Source organism: Ewingella sp. AOP9-I1-14, from assembly GCF_052375995.1.
In the GTDB taxonomy this organism is placed as follows: Bacteria; Pseudomonadota; Gammaproteobacteria; order Enterobacterales; family Enterobacteriaceae; genus Ewingella; species Ewingella allii.
Genome location: NZ_JBQSVA010000006.1, coordinates 126,851 through 147,748, shown reverse-complemented (window position 1 = coordinate 147,748; position 20,898 = coordinate 126,851). Strand labels below are relative to the sequence as shown.

The window sequence follows — 20,898 nt, the reverse complement described above, 5'->3', positions numbered from 1 at the left end:
AAAAAACCACGCTCAAAGGCGTGGTTTTTTATTGTCTGTCGGCAGAAATTAGCGACAGCTAGTCTTGGCTTTTAATCTGGTTGATGATGCCCGTTGTCGATAAGCCATCTTCGAAGTTCAACACGCGAACTTCACCGCCGTTAGCCCAAACTTCTTTGCTGCCCGCGATCTGCTCCGGCTTGTAATCGCCGCCTTTTACCAGTAAATCAGGCAGAATTTCGGCGATCAGGCGCTGCGGGGTATCTTCTTCAAAAGCCACCACCCAGTCAACCGCACCCAGCGCGCCGAGCACGATCATGCGATTTTGCAGAGCATTGACCGGGCGAGTTTCGCCTTTCAGACGCTTGGTGGACGCATCGCTGTTCACCGCCACAATCAGGCGATCCCCGAGCTTGCGCGCATTGGCTAAATAAGAAACATGACCCGCGTGCAAAATGTCGAAAATGCCGTTAGTCATCACCACTTTTTCACCACGCTGGCGAGCCAGCGCCACGGCCTCTTTCAGCCCGGCTTCGGTCATCACGCCAAAGCCCACTTCTGAACGCCCGCCAATCGCATCTTCCAGCTCGACCGGAGAAACCGTGGAAGTACCCAGCTTGCCGACCACTACGCCTGCGGCGGCGTTGGCCAAGAAGCAGGACTCTTCCAGCGAGTTGCCAGCAGCCAAAGCGGCGGCCAGAACGCCGATAACCGTGTCGCCGGCACCGGTCACGTCATACACTTCCTGAGCCTGAGTCGGCAGGTGCAGCGGCTCTTTGCCCGGTTGCAGCAGGGTCATCCCGTGCTCGGAACGGGTCACCAGCAGGGCTGACAGCTCGAAGTCAGACACCAGCTTCATGCCGCGCTGGACGATTTCTGCTTCGTCTTTGCAACGGCCAACCACGGCTTCGAACTCGGACAGGTTTGGCGTCAGCAAGGTCGCGCCGCGATAACGCTCGAAATCCGATCCTTTTGGATCGATAAGCACCGGAACACCGGCCTTTTTTGCCAATTGGATCATCGGCTGTACGTCTTTCAGCGCGCCTTTGGCATAATCTGACAGCACCAGCGCGCCGGTTTTTGGCAACGCTTGTTCGATCTTCTCCAGCATAGGATGGAGATCAACACCGTCAAAACCTTCTTCGAAATCGAGGCGGATCAGCTGCTGGTTGCGAGACAGCACGCGCAGCTTGGTAATTGTCGGGTGAGTTGCTAACGCCACGAAATCACAATGAACGTTAACGTTGTCCAAATGCTGATTCAGAGCACGCGCTGCATCATCGATGCCCGTCAGACCAATCAAACGAGATCCCGCGCCGAGTGACGCAATGTTCATCGCCACGTTAGCAGCGCCGCCAGGACGCTCCTCGATGGTGGTGACTTTCACGACCGGCACCGGCGCTTCTGGTGAAATACGGTTAGTCGGACCATACCAATAGCGGTCCAACATGACGTCGCCCACGACCAGTACGCCGGCACGGTGAAAATCAGGTAAAGTCACTTTCATCCCTTGCTCCAAAAACAGATACAACCTGACATAAAAATAGTGCGCCGGATAATATCACAAGCGCTCATACCGCGAAAAAAAGCTTGGACGCGGCGATTAACTGAGCCAGCCTTGCCAGCTCGCCAAAATCTGCTCGCGTTCAGTCATAAAGCTATCGACAGCGACTTTGCCACTATGTTCCTGTAAAGCCAGATGATGAATCTCGTCGCGCAGCGTGACATAGGCGTGTTTCAGCCGGCGCGCCTCATCCTCCGGCATAATATCGTATTGCGCCATCAGCTCGAAAATACGCACGTTATCAGACCACTTGGTCAGACCCGGCTCATCGTGGGCAAAGCGCAACACCAGATATTGTGCGATGAATTCAATGTCCGTGATACCGCCCGGATCGGCTTTCAGGTCGAAGGTATGACCTTTTTTGCTGCCCAAATGGGCATGCATCTTCTCGCGCATCTCGCGCACTTCTTTGCGCAAAGTGTCGGCATCACGCTGGCGGCACAGAATCTCACGGCGCGTGGTATTAAATTGACGAGTCAGCTGCGGGTCGCCGTAGACCACGCGGGCGCGAACCAGCGCCTGATGCTCCCAGGTCCAGGCTTCGTTTTGCTGATAATCAGCAAAGGCTTCAATGGTGCTGACCAGCATCCCCGCCGCGCCGGACGGCCGCAGGCGCGCATCCACTTCATACAGGATGCCGGACGAAGTGCGGGTGCTGAACAAATGCATAATGCGCTGGGCCAGCCGCAGGTAGAACTGGCGGCCATCAATGCTGCGCTCCCCTTCGGTCATGACGTCCGGCGCGCAGTCGAGCAGGAAAACCAAATCCAGATCCGAGCTATAGCCCAGCTCCCAGCCCCCCAACTTGCCATAACCCACCACGGCAAAACCGCGCCCTTCCCGGCTGCGCAGGTGCGAAGGTTCACCATAGCGCGTCACCATCTGCTCCCAGGCTTGCTGGATAACGGCTTCAAGGATCGCCTCGGCCAGATAGGTCAAATGGTCGCTGACCTTCATCACCGGCAGCGCGCCCGAGATATCCCCGGCGGCGATGCGCAGGTGCTGGGCCTGCTTAAACTGGCGCAGCGCTTCCAGCTGCTGCTCTTCGTCATCGGCGGGCACGCGCAGCAGATACTGGCGCAGCTCGTCGCGATAGGCGTCTGGCGCAATCGGCTGGTAAAGAGTGCGCGGGTCGAGCAGCTCGTCGAGCAAAATTGGGTGGCGGGCCAGCTGGTTGGCGACCATCGGCGATGCCGCGCACAGGCGCACCAGCTGCTTCAGCGCCCCCGGATACTCAACCAGCAGTTCAATATAAGTGGTGCGCGTAACAATATTGAGCAGCAGCAGGGTCAGGCGTTGCAGTGTGATATCGGCATTTTTATAGCCACACACCTGGGCCAGCAGGTTCGGCATCAGCTGATCCAACTGGTCACGGCCGCGCGGCCCGATGGTGCGCTTATCCACGTCACGGCGGAACTCGGCGATTTGCCGCAACAGCTGCCCCTGAGCTTCCGGCGCGAGTTGCGGCACCAGATGGGCAATATCGTCGTGCTCAAGGGCGTCAATCCACAGGCTGCTGAACTCGGCGTGCTGCGGATCTTCGCCAATGTCCGGCGTGTCATCACCAATCAAATCATCAAACACGGCGCGTACCGCCAGCATGTGGGCGTTCAAGGCGTCCAGCAGGGTTGGCCAGTTAGGGAAGTCCATCCCCCATGCCAGACGTGCCTGATTGAGATCGTCGGATGGCAGGGTTTGGGTCTGTTCATCAGCAATCGCCTGCAACAGATTCTCCAACCGACGCAGGAACAGGTAGCTTTCACGCAGCTGCGACACCTGCACGGCGGGCAGCAGCTCCAGCTCTTGCACGGCTTGCAGCGTCGGTAATAAAGAGCGCTGCTGCAAAGAGGGTTCGCGGCCGCCGCGGATCAGTTGGAAGACTTGCGCGATAAACTCGATTTCGCGAATACCGCCCGCGCCCAGCTTGATGTTGTCTTTCAAGCCACGGCGACGCACTTCGCGGGCAATCATGCCTTTCATATTGCGCAGAGATTGAATCACGCTGAAGTCGATATAGCGGCGAAAAACGAACGGCATCAGCATCTTGCGTAGTTCCTGACTGCTGCTGTCCTCCGCGCCGCCCATCAACCGCGCCTTGACCATCGCGTAGCGTTCCCAGTCGCGGCCCTGCTCCTGATAATAGTCTTCCAACGCCGGGAAGCTCATCACCAGCGGGCCGCTGTCGCCAAACGGCCGCAGGCGCATATCCACGCGATAGACAAAACCATCAATGGTTGGCTGATCCAAGGCTTTAATCAGCCGCTGACCAAGGCGGGTGAAGAACTGCGCGTTATCCAGCTCGCGACGGCCGCCTTTGGTTTGGCCATTCTCGGGATAGGCAAAAATCAGGTCGATGTCTGAGGAGAAGTTCAGCTCGCCGCCGCCCAGCTTGCCCATACCGAGAATTAACAACTTTTGCGGCACTCCGTCGGCATTCATGGGCGTACCAAACTCGCGGCAGCAGGCGTCGTACAGCCATTCGCGGGCGCTGACAATCAGGGTTTCAGCTAACTCGCTGAGCTGATGCAGCGTCTCTTCGCACTGGCTGGTGAGCATGGCCTGTGACCAGGCAATGCGGGTCAAAATGCGTTTGCGGAATAGGCGCAGCGCCTTCATCAGCCCGGCTTCATCACTGACCTGGGCCAGCGCCTCGGCTAGCCAGCCGCGATAGCTTTGCCACTCCTGCGCGTGCGGCGGATGCTGCACAATCTCATGCCACCAGTCTGGAAATGCCAGCAGGTTTTCACTGATAAAATCACTGCTCGCGGCCACCGCCAGCGTGCTTTCATCAAGCTCTGGTAAAGGCGCGGCGTGCTCCTGACAACGAATAACGAAGTTATCAGCCTGACTTTGCAAAACAGAGGGGAGTGGCAACATGAGATCAGGTTCCTTTCGCAAAAAAGCCTGAGTCAGACTCAGGCCACTTGTTCAATTAAACTTCACCATAAACCAAAACGCGGCTTGTTATTTGACTTTGCCGTTGAGCCAGAAGGCGTCCATCATCACGGCGTGTTGGCGGGCAGAATCTTCCCACGCATGCTGCTGCTGGATAATCGCCTGCTGCAACTCAAGCCAGCCATTAATGTAAGGGTTGTACTCCTCAGGTGAGTAAGCGCCCGCTAACATGTGGAAAGAGATAATCTGGCGCTTTAGGCGAGCCAGCTGGTCGCGGAAGCCATCTTCGTCCAGCGGCTGGCCAAATGCCTCTTTCAAATCCGCGGCGGTACGGCCCAGCATGATGTCTGCAAAGCGTTTGAAGGAGCCATCAAGCTTCTTCTGCGCTTTCTCATCAATGAAAGGTTTCCACTGCTGAGTTGTCAGCCACGAAGTGAGTGCTAACTTACATTTCAAGTAGGCCGGGCTGTAACACACGGACTGGGCGTCGGCGCCCTTTTGCTCCAGCGCTGGCAGTAAGTCGGTTAGCAAGGCGCGCAGCTCAGTTGAGGCTTTACGTGGGATCAGCCCGCCGAACAGCACCAACGCCTGACGCACGGCTTCAACTGCTTGCAGCACGCTCAGGCGCACGGCCTTATCACCGCGCACCCACAGCTCTTCGTGATACTGCCACTGGTCCAGCGCGAGAGCCAAAATGCCCTCCATCGCCTGCTCCACCGTGGCTTTCGGCGCGGCCTTGAATACGGGCAGCGGGCGCAGTTCGCGCGCCGGATTGCCTTTCGCCAAGTGATAACCACGGGCAGCCTTGCTCAAGCCGCCCTGACGCAGCCCGCCGTTTTGACCAATCAACGCGGCGAGCGCCAGCAGGTCAGCAGTGTTGCCGCTTTTCAGCTCCAGCTCAATTTCAGCTAAAGGCTCGGAAAGCTCTCCGGCCACCACTTCACCCTGATCCAAACCAAGCTCAATCTCGCTTTGCTGGTAAGTGATCACCCACTTCTCGCGCATAAAATTGGTGGAAAACAGCGGCAGCAGCGCCTTCTGTAGCGCAGCGACTTTGCAGCCTTCTGGCCAGATTTCCTTCGGGAAAGCGCTGAGTTTCAAGGTCGGCTTCTTCAGCTCAACATTGTATTCCGGGCGCTGGTGCAAGCCCCCTACCACGCTACCGGCGGTTTTGATGGTCATCTCATATTGGTCGTCAAAACCGCGAATACGCAGGCCCATATCGTGGCTGCGCATCCAGTTATCAGCGGTTTCGTAATAGATGTTGGTCAGCTTCTGTGGCGCAGAGTGTTGGCTGGAAAATTGCGCCAATTGCTCCGGTAATTCAGCGATAGCCGCGGCAGTGGCGATAAACTTTAATTCTATTTCTACGGTCATAGTGATCTTCACACCGAGTTCTGGATGTCAAAAGGCTGTCATAAAGCCGACAAAAGGAGTTAGCGATAAGTCGCAATTCTAACACAGGGTCTGGCCGCAAGCCGCATGCAACGGGATAGTAAGATAGTTCCCATTCCTGTTTATACGTTGCGTAGTCAAACTGTTGCCCTTAGTATCAAACCCTCATAACGTCGGTTCCTACATCGCGTTCCATAAATTCACAAAGAAACGATGAAATAATGCAGAAACTCCGCCTAATTGGTCTCGCTTTGCTTAGTTTAAGCATCACTTGGGGCGCTCACGCCGATGAAAAGCGCTACATTTCCGACGATCTGATCACTTATATCCACAGTGGTCCGGGTAATCAATATCGTATCGTTGGCACCCTGAATGCCGGTGACGAAGTCACCCTGCGCAGCGTTAACGACAGCACAAAATACGGCGAAATCATTGACTCTAAAGGTAAAACCGCCTGGATCCCTCTGGACCAGTTGAGCAATGTGCCAAGCATCCGCACCCGCGTTCCTGATTTAGAGCAGCAGGTGAAAACCCTGACTGACAAGCTGACCAACATTGATTCCAGCTGGAACCAGCGCACGGCTGAAATGCAGCAAAAAGTTTCGTCGAGCGATGGCATCATTAATGGCCTGAAGAAAGAGAATCAGGACCTGAAAAATCAGCTGATTGTGGCGCAGAAGAAAGTGAGCGCGGTAAATGTTCAGCTTGACGACAAACAGCGTACTATCATTTTACAATGGTTCATGTATGGCGGCGGTGTCGCCGGTGTTGGCTTGCTGTTGGGCTTAATCCTGCCGCATCTGGTGCCTCGCCGTAAGAAAAATGATCGCTGGATGAGCTGAGTTACATAATGGAAATCTATCTGGTCGGCGGCGCAGTCCGAGACAGTTTGTTAAATCTGCCGGTTACCGAGCACGACTGGGTAGTGGTTGGCGCCACGCCGGAATATATGCTTGCTGAAGGATATCAGCAGGTTGGCAAGGACTTTCCCGTGTTCTTGCACCCGGTGACTCATGATGAATACGCGCTGGCTCGCACGGAAAGAAAATCTGGCAGCGGTTATAACGGTTTTACCTGTTACGCCGCGCCAGATGTCACATTAGAGCAGGACTTGATGCGTCGCGACCTGACCATCAACGCCATCGCCAAAAGTGCCGAAGGTGAACTCTTCGACCCTTACCACGGCCAGCGCGATATCGAAAATCGCCTGCTGCGCCACGTTTCTGATGCCTTTGGTGAAGACCCGCTGCGCGTGTTGCGCGTGGCGCGGTTTGCCGCGCGCTTTGCTCATCTTGGTTTCAGCGTCGCGCCAGAAACCCAGCAACTGATGCAGCAAATGGCGGATTCCGGCGAGCTTGAAGCCCTGACGGCCGAGCGCGTGTGGAAAGAGACCGAAAAGGCGCTGCAAACGCAGGATCCGCAAGTTTTCTTCCAAGTGCTGCGTGACTGTGGCGCGCTGAAGGTACTGTTCCCGGAGGTTGACGCGCTGTTTGGCGTGCCCGCACCGGAGAAATGGCATCCGGAAATCGATACCGGCATTCATACCCTGATGACCCTGAAAATTGCCGCAGAGCTGACGCCGGATGTTGATATTCGCTTCTCCGCACTCTGCCATGACTTGGGCAAAGGGCTGACCAATCCGGAATACTGGCCGCATCACCACGGCCACGGCCCGGCGGGCGTTAAACTGGTGGAAAATCTTTGCCAGCGGCTCCGAGTGCCAACCCATATTCGCGATCTGGCGAAGCTGGTCGCTGAATTCCATGACCTGATCCACACGGTCAATAAATTGCGTCCAGAAACGATTCTAAAACTGTTCGACACTATTGATGTTTGGCGCAAGCCACAGCGGCTCGAGCAGATGATTTTCACCAGCGAGGCTGATGCTCGCGGGCGAACCGGTTTCGAGCAGAACCCTTATCCACAGGGCGATTACCTGCGCCAAGCCTATGCCGCAGCACTCACCGTGTCGATTAAAGACATCGTAAATTCAGGTTTAGAAGGGTTGGCAATCAAAGAAGAGTTGAAGAAACAACGTATTCGCGCCATCGCCGACTGGAAAGCGCTGCAAGATCCCGCCGAATAATTTCCTCATTTAAAGTAAAAAACCGCAGGACTCATGTTCCTGCGGTTTGCATTTCTACACCAGAAAAACGGATTTTTTAGGCGATAAAAACAGTGTATGCCACGAAAGCCACCACAAAACGGTAGATGGCGAAGGGAATAAACGAGAAGCGTTTGATCACCGACAGGAAGGTTTTGATCGCGATTAACGCCACCAAGAAGGCCACCACAAAGCCCGTGGCGAACATTGGCAAATCTGCCATGCTCAGGAAGGTGTAGCTCTTATAGAGGTCCAGCACGGTAGCGCCCAGCATCATCGGCACGGCCAGCAGGAAAGAGAACTCCGAGGCCGCATAGCGGCTCACCCCACTCAGCATCCCGCCGCCAATGGTCGCGCCAGAACGCGAGAACCCCGGCCATAGCGCTAAGCACTGGCAAACACCAATCATCAGCGCCTGACGGTAAGTCATATCATCCACGCCTTCGGCACGCGGCTTCTTCGGCTTGAGCAGCTCTGCGGCTATCAGCCACACCCCGCCGACCACCAATGCATAGATAACGTTTTTCGGCTCAAACAGGGCTTTAATCTGCGAGTGGAAAATCAACCCAATGGCCGTGGCGGGCAGCATGCCCAGTACAATGTGGCCCAGATTGAGTCGCCCTGTTCCTGTTCCTTCGTGCACAGGCGGCTTGCCAAAATGAATCCCAATCATGCCGAACAGTCGGCGCCAGAACATCACGACCACCGCCATGATCGAGCCAAGCTGGATAATGACTTCAAATGACTTTGCTGTATCGCCGGTAAAACCTAATAGGTTGCCGACGATGATCATATGTCCGGTTGAAGAGACCGGTAAAAATTCTGTTAACCCTTCGACAACACCCAAAATTGCTGCGACCAGCAATGAATGACTTTCAACAACCATTTAGTATCCAACTTATTACAGAGGGAGAAGTAGCGACATCGAAACGGATATCGCTGAAAAAAAGAATGTCTTTAATCGCCTTATTTCTAGCGCTTTTTTATGACAAAAATTCGCGCGATGAGTTGCAGGCAGCAATATTTAAATTAGAAATTTAGCCGCGCACGCCGCGTTCAATAATCACCCCAACGTTAGTCGCTTCCGCCACAGCGCCCGGCTTGCTTAGCTTAATGCGTACCCACGGCGAGTTGAAGCGAGATAATAATAGGCTGGCGACCTCTTCCGCGACGCGCTCGACCAGCGCGAAATTCTGCGTTGAAACGTGCTGAATGACGGCTTCGCTTACATCGGCGTAGCTCAGGCAGTCATTAACATCGTCGCTGGCAGCGGCCTGACGGTTGTCCCATGCCATTTCGATATCGAACACTAGCTTCTGCTTAATGGTCTGTTCCCAGTCATAAGCGCCAATGGTGGTGATTACATTCAGTTGCTCAATAAATACGATATCCATCACGCGTTTCTCTGTTTTTGGGTCAGCCGGATACCACTTCCGGCGGAAAATGCGTATTATCCATGGATGTTGCGATTAAAACGACCCCTATTAGACGGAACTGCGTTATGAGTGCTACCGCGCTTGGCATGATTATTTTCGCCTATCTCTGCGGCTCGATTTCCAGTGCAATTCTGGTCTGTCGGGTAGCGGGATTACCCGATCCACGCACACAGGGTTCCGGCAATCCGGGGGCCACTAACGTCTTGCGAATTGGTGGCCGCGCCGCCGCCGCGTCGGTGCTCATCTTCGACGTGTTAAAAGGCATGCTGCCAGTTTGGCTGGCTTACCGCCTCGACGTCTCCCCGGTTTATCTTGGCATTACCGCCATCGCCGCCTGTCTCGGTCACATCTATCCGGTCTTTTTCCGTTTTCAGGGTGGCAAAGGCGTAGCGACAGCCTTCGGTGCTATCGCGCCCATCGGCTTTGACCTTACGGGCTTGATGGCCGGCACCTGGCTGCTCACCGTCCTGCTGAGCGGCTACTCGTCATTAGGTGCTATCGTCAGCGCGCTGATTGCTCCTTTCTATGTCTGGTGGTTCAAGCCACAGTTCACCTTCCCTGTCGCCATGCTCTCCTGCCTGATTCTTTTGCGTCACCACGACAACATCCAGCGCCTGTGGCGAGGGCAAGAGGGCAAAATCTGGGATAAGTTGAAGCAGAAACGTGCAGCTAAAAAAGCCGCGCAAGAAGCGGCAAAGAACGCTGAAAACGACAAATAAACTCAGATTTTAGACACAAAAAAAACGACCTCAAGAGGTCGTTTTTTTATTGCCGCAGCCATTCAAATCAGAGCCTGACTGAATGGCTGCGAGGCAAGGCGCAAGAAGGGGAGAAAGCGCAGCATACATAAGTATGTGAGCATTTCGAGCCGCCGCAGCAACACAGCCGCAGCCCCATTCAGACTGGCGGCAACTCAGCCAAAGGCCAGCGCGGGCGCACAGACACGCTCAGATCCTGCGTCGCGCCAGTTTGCAAACGCACCATGCCAGCATAAGCAATCATCGCGCCGTTATCGGTACAGAATTCAGGACGTGCGTAAAACACTTCACCACCACGCTTGGTCATCATCTCGCCCAACTTGGCGCGCAGCGTGCGGTTAGCACTTACGCCGCCTGCCATAACCAGGCGTTTGAAGCCGGTGTGATCCAGCGCGCGCTTGCATTTGATTGCCAGCGTATCCACCACGGCATCTTCGAATGCCCGTGCAATATCAGCGTGAGTTTGTGGCGAGTCATCATTAGCGCGCACGGTGTTCGCTGCAAAGGTCTTCAAACCTGAGAAGCTAAAATCCAGCCCCGGACGGTCGGTCATCGGGCGCGGGAAAGTAAAGCGCCCTTCAGTCCCCTGCTGCGCCATCTTCGACAGCATCGGGCCACCGGGGTAGTCCAGACCCAGCAATTTCGCGGTCTTATCGAATGCTTCGCCAGCGGCATCATCAATAGACTCACCCAGCAACTCGTACTTACCAATGCCGGTGACGCTAATTAATTGAGTGTGGCCGCCGGAAACCAGCAAAGCAACAAACGGGAAATCTGGCGGGTTGTCTTCCAGCATAGGTGCCAGCAGATGCCCTTCCATATGGTGAACCGGCACGGCTGGAACATCCCAGGCAAAGGCCAGAGAGCGGCCAATGGTGGCACCCACTAATAGCGCGCCAACCAGACCCGGACCCGCGGTATAAGCCACGCCGTCGATGTCTTTGGCCGTCAGCCCGGCTTCTTTCAAAGCTTCCTGAATGAGAGGAATCGTTTTGCGCACGTGGTCACGCGACGCCAGTTCAGGCACCACGCCGCCGTAGTCAGCATGCAGTTTTACCTGACTATACAATTGGTTGGCTAACAAGCCCGCTTCGCTGTCATAGATAGCGATGCCGGTTTCATCGCAGGACGTTTCTATACCAAGTACTCGCATCACGTTTTCCATCTTATTCTCGGGCTAACTCGCGGCGCGCAGTTTAGCACACAACGCCGCGTCAGGGCTGTTTCTCAGAAGCAAATCCACTGCTTTTGCCAATTAATGTCGAGCAATTTAAGTTGATTGGTATATAATCGCCGGCCGACGCAAAAGCGAGCGCACTTTTGGAAATAGATGGGTTGGGAGGCGCTGCTTCAATTTGCCGTTATGCTTTACAACGCAGCGCAAGTTGGAGTAAAATTCCGCACCATTTTGAAATGTGCTGGTACAAACCAGCAAACAAACCGATTTTATCGAGGTGAGAGGCACATGCCTGTAATTAAAGTACGTGAAAACGAGCCGTTCGACGTAGCTCTGCGTCGCTTCAAACGTTCCTGCGAAAAAGCGGGTGTTCTGGCAGAAGTTCGTCGTCGTGAGTTCTATGAAAAACCGACTACCGAACGTAAACGCGCTAAAGCATCTGCAGTAAAACGCCACGCCAAGAAACTGGCTCGCGAAAACGCACGCCGCACTCGTCTGTATTAATCTTCGGGGGCAACCCCACCGTGTATTTGCTCTCGCAAAAGCACACAGATCGATGAGTAGTTGCATACGCATGCCGTGCTTTCCGAAAGGAATGCGCGGCTTGTTCTCGTTTATAGGCTAGTGAGTAAGGGGCTTATGGCTGGGAGAATTCCACGCGTATTTATCAATGACTTACTGGCTCGTGTCGACATCGTGGACCTTATCGATGCTCGCGTAAAGCTGAAGAAACAGGGTAAGAATTACCACGCGTGCTGCCCTTTCCACCATGAGAAAACACCCTCATTTACCGTAAACGGCGATAAGCAGTTTTATCACTGTTTCGGCTGTGGAGCCCACGGCAACGCCGTCGACTTCCTGATGAACTACGACAGGCTTGAGTTTGTCGAAAGTATCGAGGAATTGGCGACAATGCAGGGTTTGGAAGTGCCGTATGAAGCGGGCACCGGTCCAAGCCAGATGGAGCGCCATCAGCGTCAGAGCCTCTACCAGTTGATGGAGCCGCTTGCCGACTTCTATCAGCAATCACTTAAACAACCCGTTGGCGCACCTGCCAGAGAATACCTTTCTCAGCGCGGATTAAGTGAAGATGTTATCGCTCATTTTGCCATAGGTTTCGCGCCTCCTGGCTGGGACAACGCCTTCAAGCGTTTTGGCAAAAATGCCGATGACAAAGCCTCATTAATTGATGCGGGTATGTTGGTCACCAATGACAACGGACGCAGTTATGACCGTTTTCGCGAACGCGTCATGTTCCCCATCCGCGATAAGCGCGGCCGGGTTATTGCGTTTGGTGGCAGGGTATTAGGCGAGGGTACGCCAAAATATCTGAACTCCCCCGAAACCGAGATTTTCCATAAAGGCCGCCAGTTGTATGGCCTTTATGAAGCACAGCTGAAACATCCGACACCTTTACGCTTATTGGTTGTCGAAGGTTATATGGACGTCGTGGCGCTGGCGCAGTTTGGCATCGATTATGCCGTTGCATCCTTGGGCACCTCGACCACCGCCGACCACATTCAGCTGATGTTCCGCGCCACAGATAACGTGGTGTGTTGCTATGACGGCGACAGAGCCGGTCGCGAAGCAGCATGGCGTGCGTTAGAAACAGCGCTGCCCTACTTGAGCGACGGCCGCCAGTTACGCTTTATGTTTTTACCCGACGGCGAAGATCCAGACACGCTGGTGCGTAAAGAAGGTAAAGAAGCCTTCGAACAACGGATGGAGCAGGCGCTGCCGCTCTCAACCTTCTTGTTTGAATCGCTGATGCCGCAGGTCGATTTGAGCAGCCCCGACGGGCGCACCAAATTGAGCATGCTGGCGCTACCTTTGATTCGCCAAGTACCCGGCGAGACGCTGCGCATGTATTTGCGCCAGCAGCTAGGCAATAAGCTCGGTATTTTGGACGACAGCCAGCTCGAAAAACTGGTTCCTAAGCAGGTCGACAGTGGCAATACCTATCAGGCGCCCCAGCTAAAACGCACAACCATGCGTATACTTATAGGGTTACTGGTACAAAATCCACAACTGGCTACACTTATACCCTCGTTGCAAGGATTGGAGCGAGCGAAGCAACCGGGACTGGATCTGTTTAGCGAGTTAGTAACCACTTGCTTAGCCCAGCCGGGCCTGACTACCGGCCAGTTGCTTGAGTTGTACCGAGACAATAAGTTCTACCAGCAGCTTGAAACTCTGGCTACATGGAACCATATGATCGTTGAGGATATGGTCGAAGAAGAGTTTCGCGCCACGCTGGCCAGCCTCTATGACTCGATCTTAGAGCAGCGGCTTGAAGAATTAATCGCTAAAGCCAGAACCCACGGGCTCAGCCCGGAAGAACGTGCCGAAGTTAGCTCGTTAAATCAGGTTTTAGCGAGGAAAAATTGAACGGCTTAAGTGCCGATATATAGTGGGACAGAGTCCCGCACGATGCCGCCATCGCGGGCCGCGGCAACAAGTAAACGCCCCGATACCCTAACGGGTAAACGTTATTGTTGGCGGTTTCGCTGACCAACACCAACCCAAATACTCTGAAGTGTGGATACCGTCTTATGGAGCAAAACCCGCAGTCACAGCTTAAGCTACTTGTCACCCGTGGTAAGGAGCAAGGCTATCTGACCTATGCTGAGGTCAATGACCATCTGCCGGAAGATATCGTCGACTCCGACCAGATCGAAGACATCATCCAGATGATTAACGACATGGGCATCCAGGTTCTTGAAGAAGCTCCTGACGCCGATGACTTAATGCTGGCCGAAAACCGTCCTGATACTGACGAAGATGCAGCCGAAGCTGCTGCTCAGGTGCTTTCCAGCGTTGAATCTGAAATTGGACGTACCACTGACCCCGTGCGCATGTACATGCGTGAAATGGGTACCGTTGAACTGTTGACCCGTGAAGGCGAAATCGACATCGCTAAGCGTATCGAAGACGGTATCAACCAGGTCCAGTGCTCCGTTGCCGAATACCCAGAAGCCATCACTTACCTGCTTGAACAGTACGATCGCGTTGAAGCGGGCGAAGCGCGTCTGTCTGATCTGATCACCGGTTTCGTTGATCCGAACGCAGAAGAAGAGATCGCGCCGACAGCCACTCACGTTGGTTCTGAACTGACGACTGAAGAGCAAAACGACGACGACGAAGACGAAGATGAAGACGACGACGCTGAAGACGACAACAGCATCGACCCAGAACTGGCGCGCCAGAAGTTCACCGAGCTGCGTGAGCAGCACGAAGCCACGCGTGCTGTCATCAAGAAAAACGGCCGTAATCACAAAAGCGCCGCAGAAGAAATTCTGAAACTGTCCGACGTCTTCAAACAGTTCCGTTTAGTACCAAAACAGTTCGACTTCCTGGTTAACAGCATGCGTTCCATGATGGATCGCGTCCGTGCTCAGGAACGTTTCATCATGAAAGTCTGTGTTGAACAGTGCAAAATGCCGAAGAAAAACTTCGTCAACCTGTTCGCCGGCAACGAAACCAGCCAAACCTGGTTTGATGCCGCTCTGGCTATGGGCAAACCATGGTCTGAGAAGCTGAAAGAAGTGACCGAAGAAGTGCAACGCGGTCTGATGAAACTGCGTCAAATCGAAGAAGAAACCGGCCTGACCATCGAGCAGGTTAAAGATATCAACCGTCGTATGTCCATCGGCGAAGCGAAAGCGCGTCGTGCGAAGAAAGAGATGGTTGAAGCAAACTTACGTCTGGTTATTTCTATCGCCAAGAAATACACCAACCGTGGTCTGCAGTTCCTTGATCTGATTCAGGAAGGTAACATCGGCCTGATGAAAGCCGTTGATAAGTTTGAATATCGCCGTGGTTATAAGTTCTCAACTTATGCGACCTGGTGGATCCGTCAGGCTATCACCCGCTCCATCGCCGACCAGGCGCGTACCATCCGTATTCCGGTGCATATGATTGAGACTATCAACAAACTCAACCGTATTTCACGCCAGATGCTGCAAGAGATGGGCCGCGAGCCGACGCCGGAAGAGTTGGCTGAACGTATGCTGATGCCGGAAGACAAAATCCGTAAAGTGCTGAAAATCGCTAAAGAGCCTATCTCCATGGAAACGCCAATCGGCGACGATGAAGATTCGCATCTGGGTGATTTCATCGAGGATACCACCCTCGAGCTGCCACTGGATTCGGCAACCTCAGAAAGCCTGCGTTCTGCAACGCACGACGTTCTGGCCGGTCTGACCGCGCGTGAAGCTAAAGTGCTACGCATGCGTTTCGGTATCGATATGAACACCGACCACACGCTGGAAGAAGTGGGTAAACAGTTCGACGTTACCCGCGAACGTATCCGTCAGATCGAAGCTAAGGCTCTGCGCAAACTGCGTCACCCAAGCCGTTCTGAAGTGCTGCGCAGCTTCCTCGACGACTAATCGTTAGATTAAACGTCATTAAAAAGCCCCGCGATGGTGATGCCGTCGCGGGGCTTTTGCTTTTCAGCCAGCTCAATCTGTTACGCGTTTAGCGCGTCATACAGCTCGCGGTAAGACGCCGTCAGCTCATCCAGCGTCGCGCGATTCAACCCGCTTGGGTTCGGCAACACCCAGACTTCCGTGTTACCGATGTTTAACGCCTGACGCCCCCAGCTCACTTTGCTGATGCCAAACGCCTTACTGAACGCCTGCTTACCCAGCACGGCCAGAGCACGCGGCTGATAGCGCTCAATCTTAGCCGTCAGCGCCGCCCCGCCCTCGCGCAGCTCATCGCGCACCAGCTCGGTAGCCTCCACTGTCGGGCGCTCAACCAGCATGGTGATGCCACACCGCGTGTCCAGCAGGTGCTGCTCCTCTTCCGGCTTCAGCAAACGCTCGGTGAACCCCGCCTGATGGATAACTTTCCAAAAGCGATTATTAGAGTTAGCGAAATGGAAACCGTGATGCGCAGTCGAAAGGCCGGGGTTGATCCCACAGAAAACCACGCGCAAATCCTCGGCAATAATATCGGTAATCATAATGTGTCCCTAAGACGTATTTACCCGAGTTATCGCAAAAAAACGCAACAATGACAACAGTCTACAATTGCACATAAAACGCGCATACAAACAGAACACCAGTAGACCTGTAACAGCAACTTACCGTATAATCCCGCCCTACGGCCCCTTAGCTCAGTTGGTTAGAGCACGCGACTCATAATCGCTTGGTCACTGGTTCAAGTCCAGTAGGGGCCACCAAATTTTAGCTTTAAATTCAGTACATTAGGCCACTTTTAACCAAGTGGCCTTTTTTGTTTTTAGCGCCACTGTCCCCTTTTTGTCCCCCCACTTTTTTTTGCCCCCCTCTCAAACCCCTCTTTACACCGGCATTAAAATGACTAGTGGTGCGTATAGAAGTGCTCCATAACGCGATCATATGCGCCCCATTCGGTTTTAGCGGGAACAAAGGTTAGGGATTTCCATTCCTTCCCAGTGTGAATCGAAGCACACCATTTTTTGCCAACTGGCCAGATTGCATAAACAGGGTTGCCCTGGTTGCCAAACACCTGCTGCTTGGTCAGCCGTTCCCCTCTCGCCATGAAATAAATCATCACGCCACAAATCTGTAATGAACGCATAAACACCTCTACTTTTTGTCTGGCCACAATTGCACCACTCAAAATAGAATACTGTACATGCATACAGTAAATCAATTTCAGGGATTTCAGTTTTACAAATCCTATGCAATTCCCCCGCAGACCTTGCCGTTCCTGGCCTCGCAGCGTCTGGCGCTCACTTCAATTTGATCGTTAAGCTGATCGTCTCGAATGAAAAAAAGCAAATTATTCTCTTTATTTACAGCATCTTATGATTTTCTTTCGATCCTCTTTAGATCGTCCAAACTGAAAAACAATGAAATCCTTTTCAATCTTTTCAGTTTGGGATTGCGTGCAAAGCCCCAGGCGTGGCGCGGGCTGGCGCTATGGTTTGTAGAAAAATGAAACTGAAAAAAATAACTGACACAAAAAGCGCAGGCGGGTGCGGTGTAGTGCAATTTTCGTCATGTCTTGCTTTGTTTCGTCACCATACCCCCGCCCCCGTTGCATCAGGTCGGCTTGATCGTTTTTAGGTGATACGGGTTGCGTTTTGAAAGGCGCGGCGCGTGGTGGCCGTTCTAGGCTGGTAAATGACGGGCGTAAAAAAGCCCGCACGCGGCGGGCCTTATTTGGCGGGGTGGGATGCTAGCCAATGACAGGTTTATATTTCGTGGTCAGTCCGTTGGCCGTGGTGCCGGTGCCTCTAATGGCCGTTGCGTTTAACGGTGCGCCGGTATCCTGGTGCGTATGGGCGGCGGTCAGCTCTGCCAGCTGCTTCACTACGTCCAGCGTTTCAATCATTAGCTGGCACACGTTGATGCTTTGGCTACCTACCCAAACCACCGGCGCGATGAGTTCCTGACGAACGGCCGCCACGCTGCTGCGCAATTTGCCGACCTTCTCAACCAGCTGGCCCACCACGTTGACGCTGCTATTCCCGATCACGTCCGTGGTGGCGTTGCCCTTGATGCTGGCCACAAAGTTGGCCTGGGTGGCCAGGCTGTAATCCCCCTCGGCGATGTGTTGCACTGCACCGGCCATCAGCCTATGCGTGCCTAACACCGTTGTTTTGTCCGTGGCCTGAATGGTGGTTTCCCTGGCTACCAGCGTGCGGCTTTCATCGTCTGCCTGGATCACTCGGCGCATGGATGATTCGCTAATTGTCTGGTCTGTCTGGCGCTCCCAGTCGCCCGCAACCGTCACGCGTTGGGATACCCCATCCCGCTGCTGTTGCAACTGCTCCCCCGGCCTGACCGCTGGCAAGCTGTTGCCCTGGGCCATGGTTTGGCGCACAAAAGGCTTATCCGGGCGGCCATCCGTGAAACCCACCTCTACCAACGTGCCAACCGGTGGAAACTGGAACATGCCGGATTCACCGCCCGCCATCGGCAACGGCAGTGGCACGGCCGGGTAAACCGGCGTTCCCTGCACCGGCTTGCCATCTGCGTCTAGCAGCTGCAAATCGACGGCATAGCGTGGGCGATACGGATCGGCAATATTGCCATTTCTCACCGGCTCGCTGTGGGCTTCGACGCGGGCCATTTTCGGCAAATGCAGACCACTGGCCAGCTCAGGAAAAGCCCCTTCAATTTGGCGCTGAATTGGCGTTTTCTGTAGCGCGTGACCGGTGGCCTTATTGCGCGGCGTCCAGGTGAGCGCCATATCATCGTTATGCAGTCTCACCGTGGTGACGCGCTGCCCGTTCACCTCAACGCCTGGGCGCAGGGACTGAATAACCGGCACGGTCATGGTGTTACCCGCCGCCGCGCCCTGGCTAAATTCGCTGGGGATCTCCACCGGCTTACCGGCAAAAAGCGCATCGGCCGCGCTACCAACAAACACGCCGCCATCGGGCAGCTGATACCACACGTAGTCTGTGATGGAAAACGCCCGGCCCAGGCTGGCCAATAGCTGATAGCCGGTGCCGCTGTGCGTGAAATGGGGGATCGGCTTATCGGCATAACTGGCCGCGGGAACGGTAAATTCCAGCCCGCTTTCATCAGTCAGCCACTTAGCCACGTCGCGCAGCGTAGGATGCTGGAACGAACATGGCCAATTGCGCTCGAAGACGCCGACCAGCTCGCGCACAAAAAGGCGCTGATAGCCGTTATCCGCAGGTTGCGAGCGCTCCACGTAACCGGTGAACCAGCGCAGCACCAATTCAGGATAACCCACGTCCAGGCGCACCAATTTACCCGTAAAATCCTGATCGGTTTGCGCCGTGATAAATCCCCGGCCGCACGCGCTTAATTCCAGCGCAAGATTGACGTCAACCAGGTGCGCGGCGGTGTTGGATAAGTAGAGTCTTTTTACCGGTTTCATTCTGGCCCCAATGCGCTATTGATTGGCTTCAGCACTTTGCTTTCAAACCAACTTAGCTTTTCGTCACCCTCGGCTGCCGCCGTTCCGCCGCTGCCCCCTTTTCCGCCCTGCTTGGTTGTCGCCGTTTTGCCACCGGCGCGGGCTTCGCGCTTCTCGGCCACGCTGCCTTTTTCGCGCAGGGTAAACGTCACCAACCAGGCCATTTTTCCATCCTGCGGCGGTGCGTCCACCGCGCCGGAAAATGTACCCTCCCGGAAGTTAACCGCCTGGGCCGCCAGATTGGCCACACGGTATGTTTGTAACTTCCCGCTGGCGTCTTTGGCTTCGGCCAGCTCAAAAATGCGCTTCAAAATATTGGCTTTACGAAAAGGAATGATGCCGGAAATGCGCAGCTCCTTGGCTTTGATGCCCTGCTCGGCGTTGTTCGTGCTCGAGGACTGGCCGGACTGGTCTTTTTCCTGAAATTGCAGCGTTGGCGTCACTTTCATGGCCAGCAGCGCGATGGCCTCACCGTTTAGCGCGAGCGTGGTGATCGTCATTTATCATGCCCTCCAATGGCGATAAATCCGGGCCAGTAAAGAGCGTGGCCAGGGTAAAAATAGCGTCCTGCTGTGGAATATTTTTTTGCATCTCGCTGGCGATAAACGCCGGGGTTCCCTTAGCGCTAAACACCCACGCCGGGGCCGCTTTGCCCTGCAAGTCTGCTAAAGCCTGGCCGATGCCGTTCAGTGCCGTGCTCCGGGCTTTGGCAAAATCTGATAGCGCGGAGATCAGGCCGCCAACGCTCGCACCGGTGGCCGCCTCTGCCTTAGCCTCAGCGATACGTTGCGCATTCATGGCCAAACGGTTAGTGGCGGTGGATAACGGCACCGCTGGCGGCAATCCGCCCGCCAACTTGCCGGGGATCTGCATTTTTGTAATGGCGAGCGTTGCCGCTTCCTGCGCCCGGCGTGCCACCTGGGAAAATACCGGCAAAGGCAGGACGGATGAAAATGCCGCCAGGTTATTCATGAATTCCGCCTGGGATGTAGCGCAGACCATAAACACCACTGCGGCAATCTCGCCATCGTCGCCGGTCAGCTTGCTGGCCAGGTAATGCGTGGCGTTTTTCGGGCTTAAATAACTTCCCTCGCCAGCCTCCTGGCCAACGCCATAAACCCACGGATGCACCGGCAAAACAGAGCACGCCAGGGCGGCCATGTTCTGGCCAATACTTAACGTCGCTTTACGCCACATTACTGCGGCACCTCCGGCCATGTAATACCCGGTGATGACTTGGTTTCTACACGGCTGAGTAAAACCCGATACTTACGCCACTCGTTAAACAGGCGCTTTTCTTCGTCAGTCGCGATATCCAAATCAACAGCATCGCTTAACGTGCTTATTGCCTGGTTTGCCGCCGCCAACAGAGCGTTTTTATTCTGCGCGGCCAGGGCGGCATAATCCGGTGCGACGGCGTAGATTTTACCGCCAGACCAGCGCCACGCGCCGCTGATATCACACCCATCAGGCAATGCATCAATATCGACCACGGTCAGGCCGACAGGGTAAAGGCGTGATGCATCTTCGCTAATACTGCGAATAACCCCGGAGTCGTTCTCAATTGCCAGGCTATATTTACGGGTGAATTTAGGTAAGGATTTAAACCAATCCTTACCGCTTTCATCTTTAAAGTATTGAATGCCGGCACCGTTAAAAAGTTCATCCGGCGTGTAACGCTGTAGGTTTATTAATTTCATATT

The 20,898-nt window shown here is 54.5% G+C and carries 18 protein-coding genes and 1 tRNA gene; 7 read left to right on the top strand and 12 right to left on the bottom strand.

From position 1 onward, the window contains the following. Positions 1-58: 58 nt before the first annotated feature. From hldE to ACT3RT_RS16825, 3 genes are all read right to left on the bottom strand, one after another. The gene (hldE, locus tag ACT3RT_RS16835) at positions 59-1,486 is read right to left on the bottom strand and encodes a bifunctional D-glycero-beta-D-manno-heptose-7-phosphate kinase/D-glycero-beta-D-manno-heptose 1-phosphate adenylyltransferase HldE (protein WP_353503451.1); all 1,428 of its coding nucleotides are present in this window, start codon (positions 1,484-1,486) and stop codon (positions 59-61) included. Between the two features lie 96 nt (positions 1,487-1,582). Continuing rightward, the gene (gene glnE / locus ACT3RT_RS16830; RefSeq protein ID WP_396131309.1) at positions 1,583-4,420 is read right to left on the bottom strand and encodes a bifunctional [glutamate--ammonia ligase]-adenylyl-L-tyrosine phosphorylase/[glutamate--ammonia-ligase] adenylyltransferase; all 2,838 of its coding nucleotides are present in this window, start codon (positions 4,418-4,420) and stop codon (positions 1,583-1,585) included. 87 nt (positions 4,421-4,507) lie between these two features. After that, positions 4,508-5,815: a CYTH domain-containing protein gene (locus tag ACT3RT_RS16825; protein ID WP_496203380.1), complete on the bottom strand. Its 1,308-nt coding sequence runs from the start codon at positions 5,813-5,815 to the stop codon at positions 4,508-4,510. A 239-nt stretch (positions 5,816-6,054) separates the two neighbouring features. Here ACT3RT_RS16825 and ACT3RT_RS16820 point away from each other — a divergent pair, with 239 nt between their 5' ends. Both ACT3RT_RS16820 and ACT3RT_RS16815 read left to right on the top strand, forming a co-directional pair. Continuing rightward, the gene (locus tag ACT3RT_RS16820; protein ID WP_185689177.1) at positions 6,055-6,675 is read left to right on the top strand and encodes a TIGR04211 family SH3 domain-containing protein; all 621 of its coding nucleotides are present in this window, start codon (positions 6,055-6,057) and stop codon (positions 6,673-6,675) included. 8 nt (positions 6,676-6,683) lie between these two features. Then, complete coding sequence (locus ACT3RT_RS16815) at positions 6,684-7,919, top strand: multifunctional CCA addition/repair protein (protein WP_396131307.1); 1,236 nt, start codon at positions 6,684-6,686, stop codon at positions 7,917-7,919. A gap of 76 nt (positions 7,920-7,995) precedes the next feature. Here ACT3RT_RS16815 and bacA read toward each other — a convergent pair whose 3' ends face one another. Both bacA and folB read right to left on the bottom strand, forming a co-directional pair. After that, complete coding sequence (gene bacA / locus ACT3RT_RS16810; RefSeq protein WP_496203379.1) at positions 7,996-8,823, bottom strand: undecaprenyl-diphosphate phosphatase; 828 nt, start codon at positions 8,821-8,823, stop codon at positions 7,996-7,998. Between the two features lie 151 nt (positions 8,824-8,974). Then, positions 8,975-9,331 (bottom strand): bifunctional dihydroneopterin aldolase/7,8-dihydroneopterin epimerase, encoded by a 357-nt coding sequence (gene folB, locus ACT3RT_RS16805; protein ID WP_353503456.1) that lies wholly within the window; start codon positions 9,329-9,331, stop codon positions 8,975-8,977. 107 nt (positions 9,332-9,438) lie between these two features. Here folB and plsY point away from each other — a divergent pair, with 107 nt between their 5' ends. Beyond that, positions 9,439-10,092, top strand: a complete 654-nt coding sequence (gene plsY, locus ACT3RT_RS16800) for a glycerol-3-phosphate 1-O-acyltransferase PlsY (RefSeq protein WP_485902415.1) — start codon at positions 9,439-9,441, stop codon at positions 10,090-10,092. Positions 10,093-10,270: 178 nt separating this feature from the next. On the opposite strand, the gene tsaD is transcribed toward plsY, so the two are convergent. Continuing rightward, the gene (tsaD, locus tag ACT3RT_RS16795; protein ID WP_396131302.1) at positions 10,271-11,284 is read right to left on the bottom strand and encodes a tRNA (adenosine(37)-N6)-threonylcarbamoyltransferase complex transferase subunit TsaD; all 1,014 of its coding nucleotides are present in this window, start codon (positions 11,282-11,284) and stop codon (positions 10,271-10,273) included. A gap of 312 nt (positions 11,285-11,596) precedes the next feature. Between tsaD and rpsU the strand changes: the two genes are divergently transcribed. The 3 genes from rpsU to rpoD all read left to right on the top strand — a co-directional run bounded on the left by rpsU (position 11,597) and on the right by rpoD (position 15,699). Beyond that, positions 11,597-11,812, top strand: coding sequence for a 30S ribosomal protein S21 (rpsU, locus tag ACT3RT_RS16790; RefSeq protein WP_001144069.1), 216 nt, complete (start codon positions 11,597-11,599; stop codon positions 11,810-11,812). A 135-nt stretch (positions 11,813-11,947) separates the two neighbouring features. Next, entirely contained in the window at positions 11,948-13,696 is a 1,749-nt protein-coding gene (gene dnaG / locus ACT3RT_RS16785) for a DNA primase (protein WP_353503459.1), read from the top strand. Between the two features lie 164 nt (positions 13,697-13,860). Next, positions 13,861-15,699, top strand: a complete 1,839-nt coding sequence (rpoD, locus tag ACT3RT_RS16780) for an RNA polymerase sigma factor RpoD (RefSeq protein WP_353503460.1) — start codon at positions 13,861-13,863, stop codon at positions 15,697-15,699. Between the two features lie 80 nt (positions 15,700-15,779). On the opposite strand, the gene mug is transcribed toward rpoD, so the two are convergent. Beyond that, complete coding sequence (gene mug / locus ACT3RT_RS16775; protein WP_496200102.1) at positions 15,780-16,277, bottom strand: G/U mismatch-specific DNA glycosylase; 498 nt, start codon at positions 16,275-16,277, stop codon at positions 15,780-15,782. A 142-nt stretch (positions 16,278-16,419) separates the two neighbouring features. Between mug and ACT3RT_RS16770 the strand changes: the two genes are divergently transcribed. Then, a tRNA-Ile gene (locus ACT3RT_RS16770) sits at positions 16,420-16,496 on the top strand. Positions 16,497-16,636: 140 nt separating this feature from the next. Here ACT3RT_RS16770 and ACT3RT_RS16765 read toward each other — a convergent pair. From ACT3RT_RS16765 to ACT3RT_RS16745, 5 genes are all read right to left on the bottom strand, one after another. Further along, complete coding sequence (locus ACT3RT_RS16765; protein WP_496203378.1) at positions 16,637-16,876, bottom strand: hypothetical protein; 240 nt, start codon at positions 16,874-16,876, stop codon at positions 16,637-16,639. Between the two features lie 603 nt (positions 16,877-17,479). Continuing rightward, positions 17,480-19,156, bottom strand: coding sequence for a hypothetical protein (locus tag ACT3RT_RS16760; RefSeq protein ID WP_496203377.1), 1,677 nt, complete (start codon positions 19,154-19,156; stop codon positions 17,480-17,482). Next, positions 19,153-19,695: a baseplate complex protein gene (locus ACT3RT_RS16755; RefSeq protein WP_396130824.1), complete on the bottom strand. Its 543-nt coding sequence runs from the start codon at positions 19,693-19,695 to the stop codon at positions 19,153-19,155. Before ACT3RT_RS16755 ends, ACT3RT_RS16760 begins: the two co-directional genes overlap by 4 nt. Next, positions 19,664-20,392: a hypothetical protein gene (locus ACT3RT_RS16750; RefSeq protein ID WP_496203376.1), complete on the bottom strand. Its 729-nt coding sequence runs from the start codon at positions 20,390-20,392 to the stop codon at positions 19,664-19,666. The genes ACT3RT_RS16755 and ACT3RT_RS16750 overlap by 32 nt, the downstream gene beginning before the upstream one ends. Continuing rightward, complete coding sequence (locus tag ACT3RT_RS16745) at positions 20,392-20,895, bottom strand: tail fiber assembly protein (RefSeq protein ID WP_496203375.1); 504 nt, start codon at positions 20,893-20,895, stop codon at positions 20,392-20,394. The genes ACT3RT_RS16750 and ACT3RT_RS16745 overlap by 1 nt, the downstream gene beginning before the upstream one ends. Between the last annotated feature and the right edge of the window lie 3 nt (positions 20,896-20,898).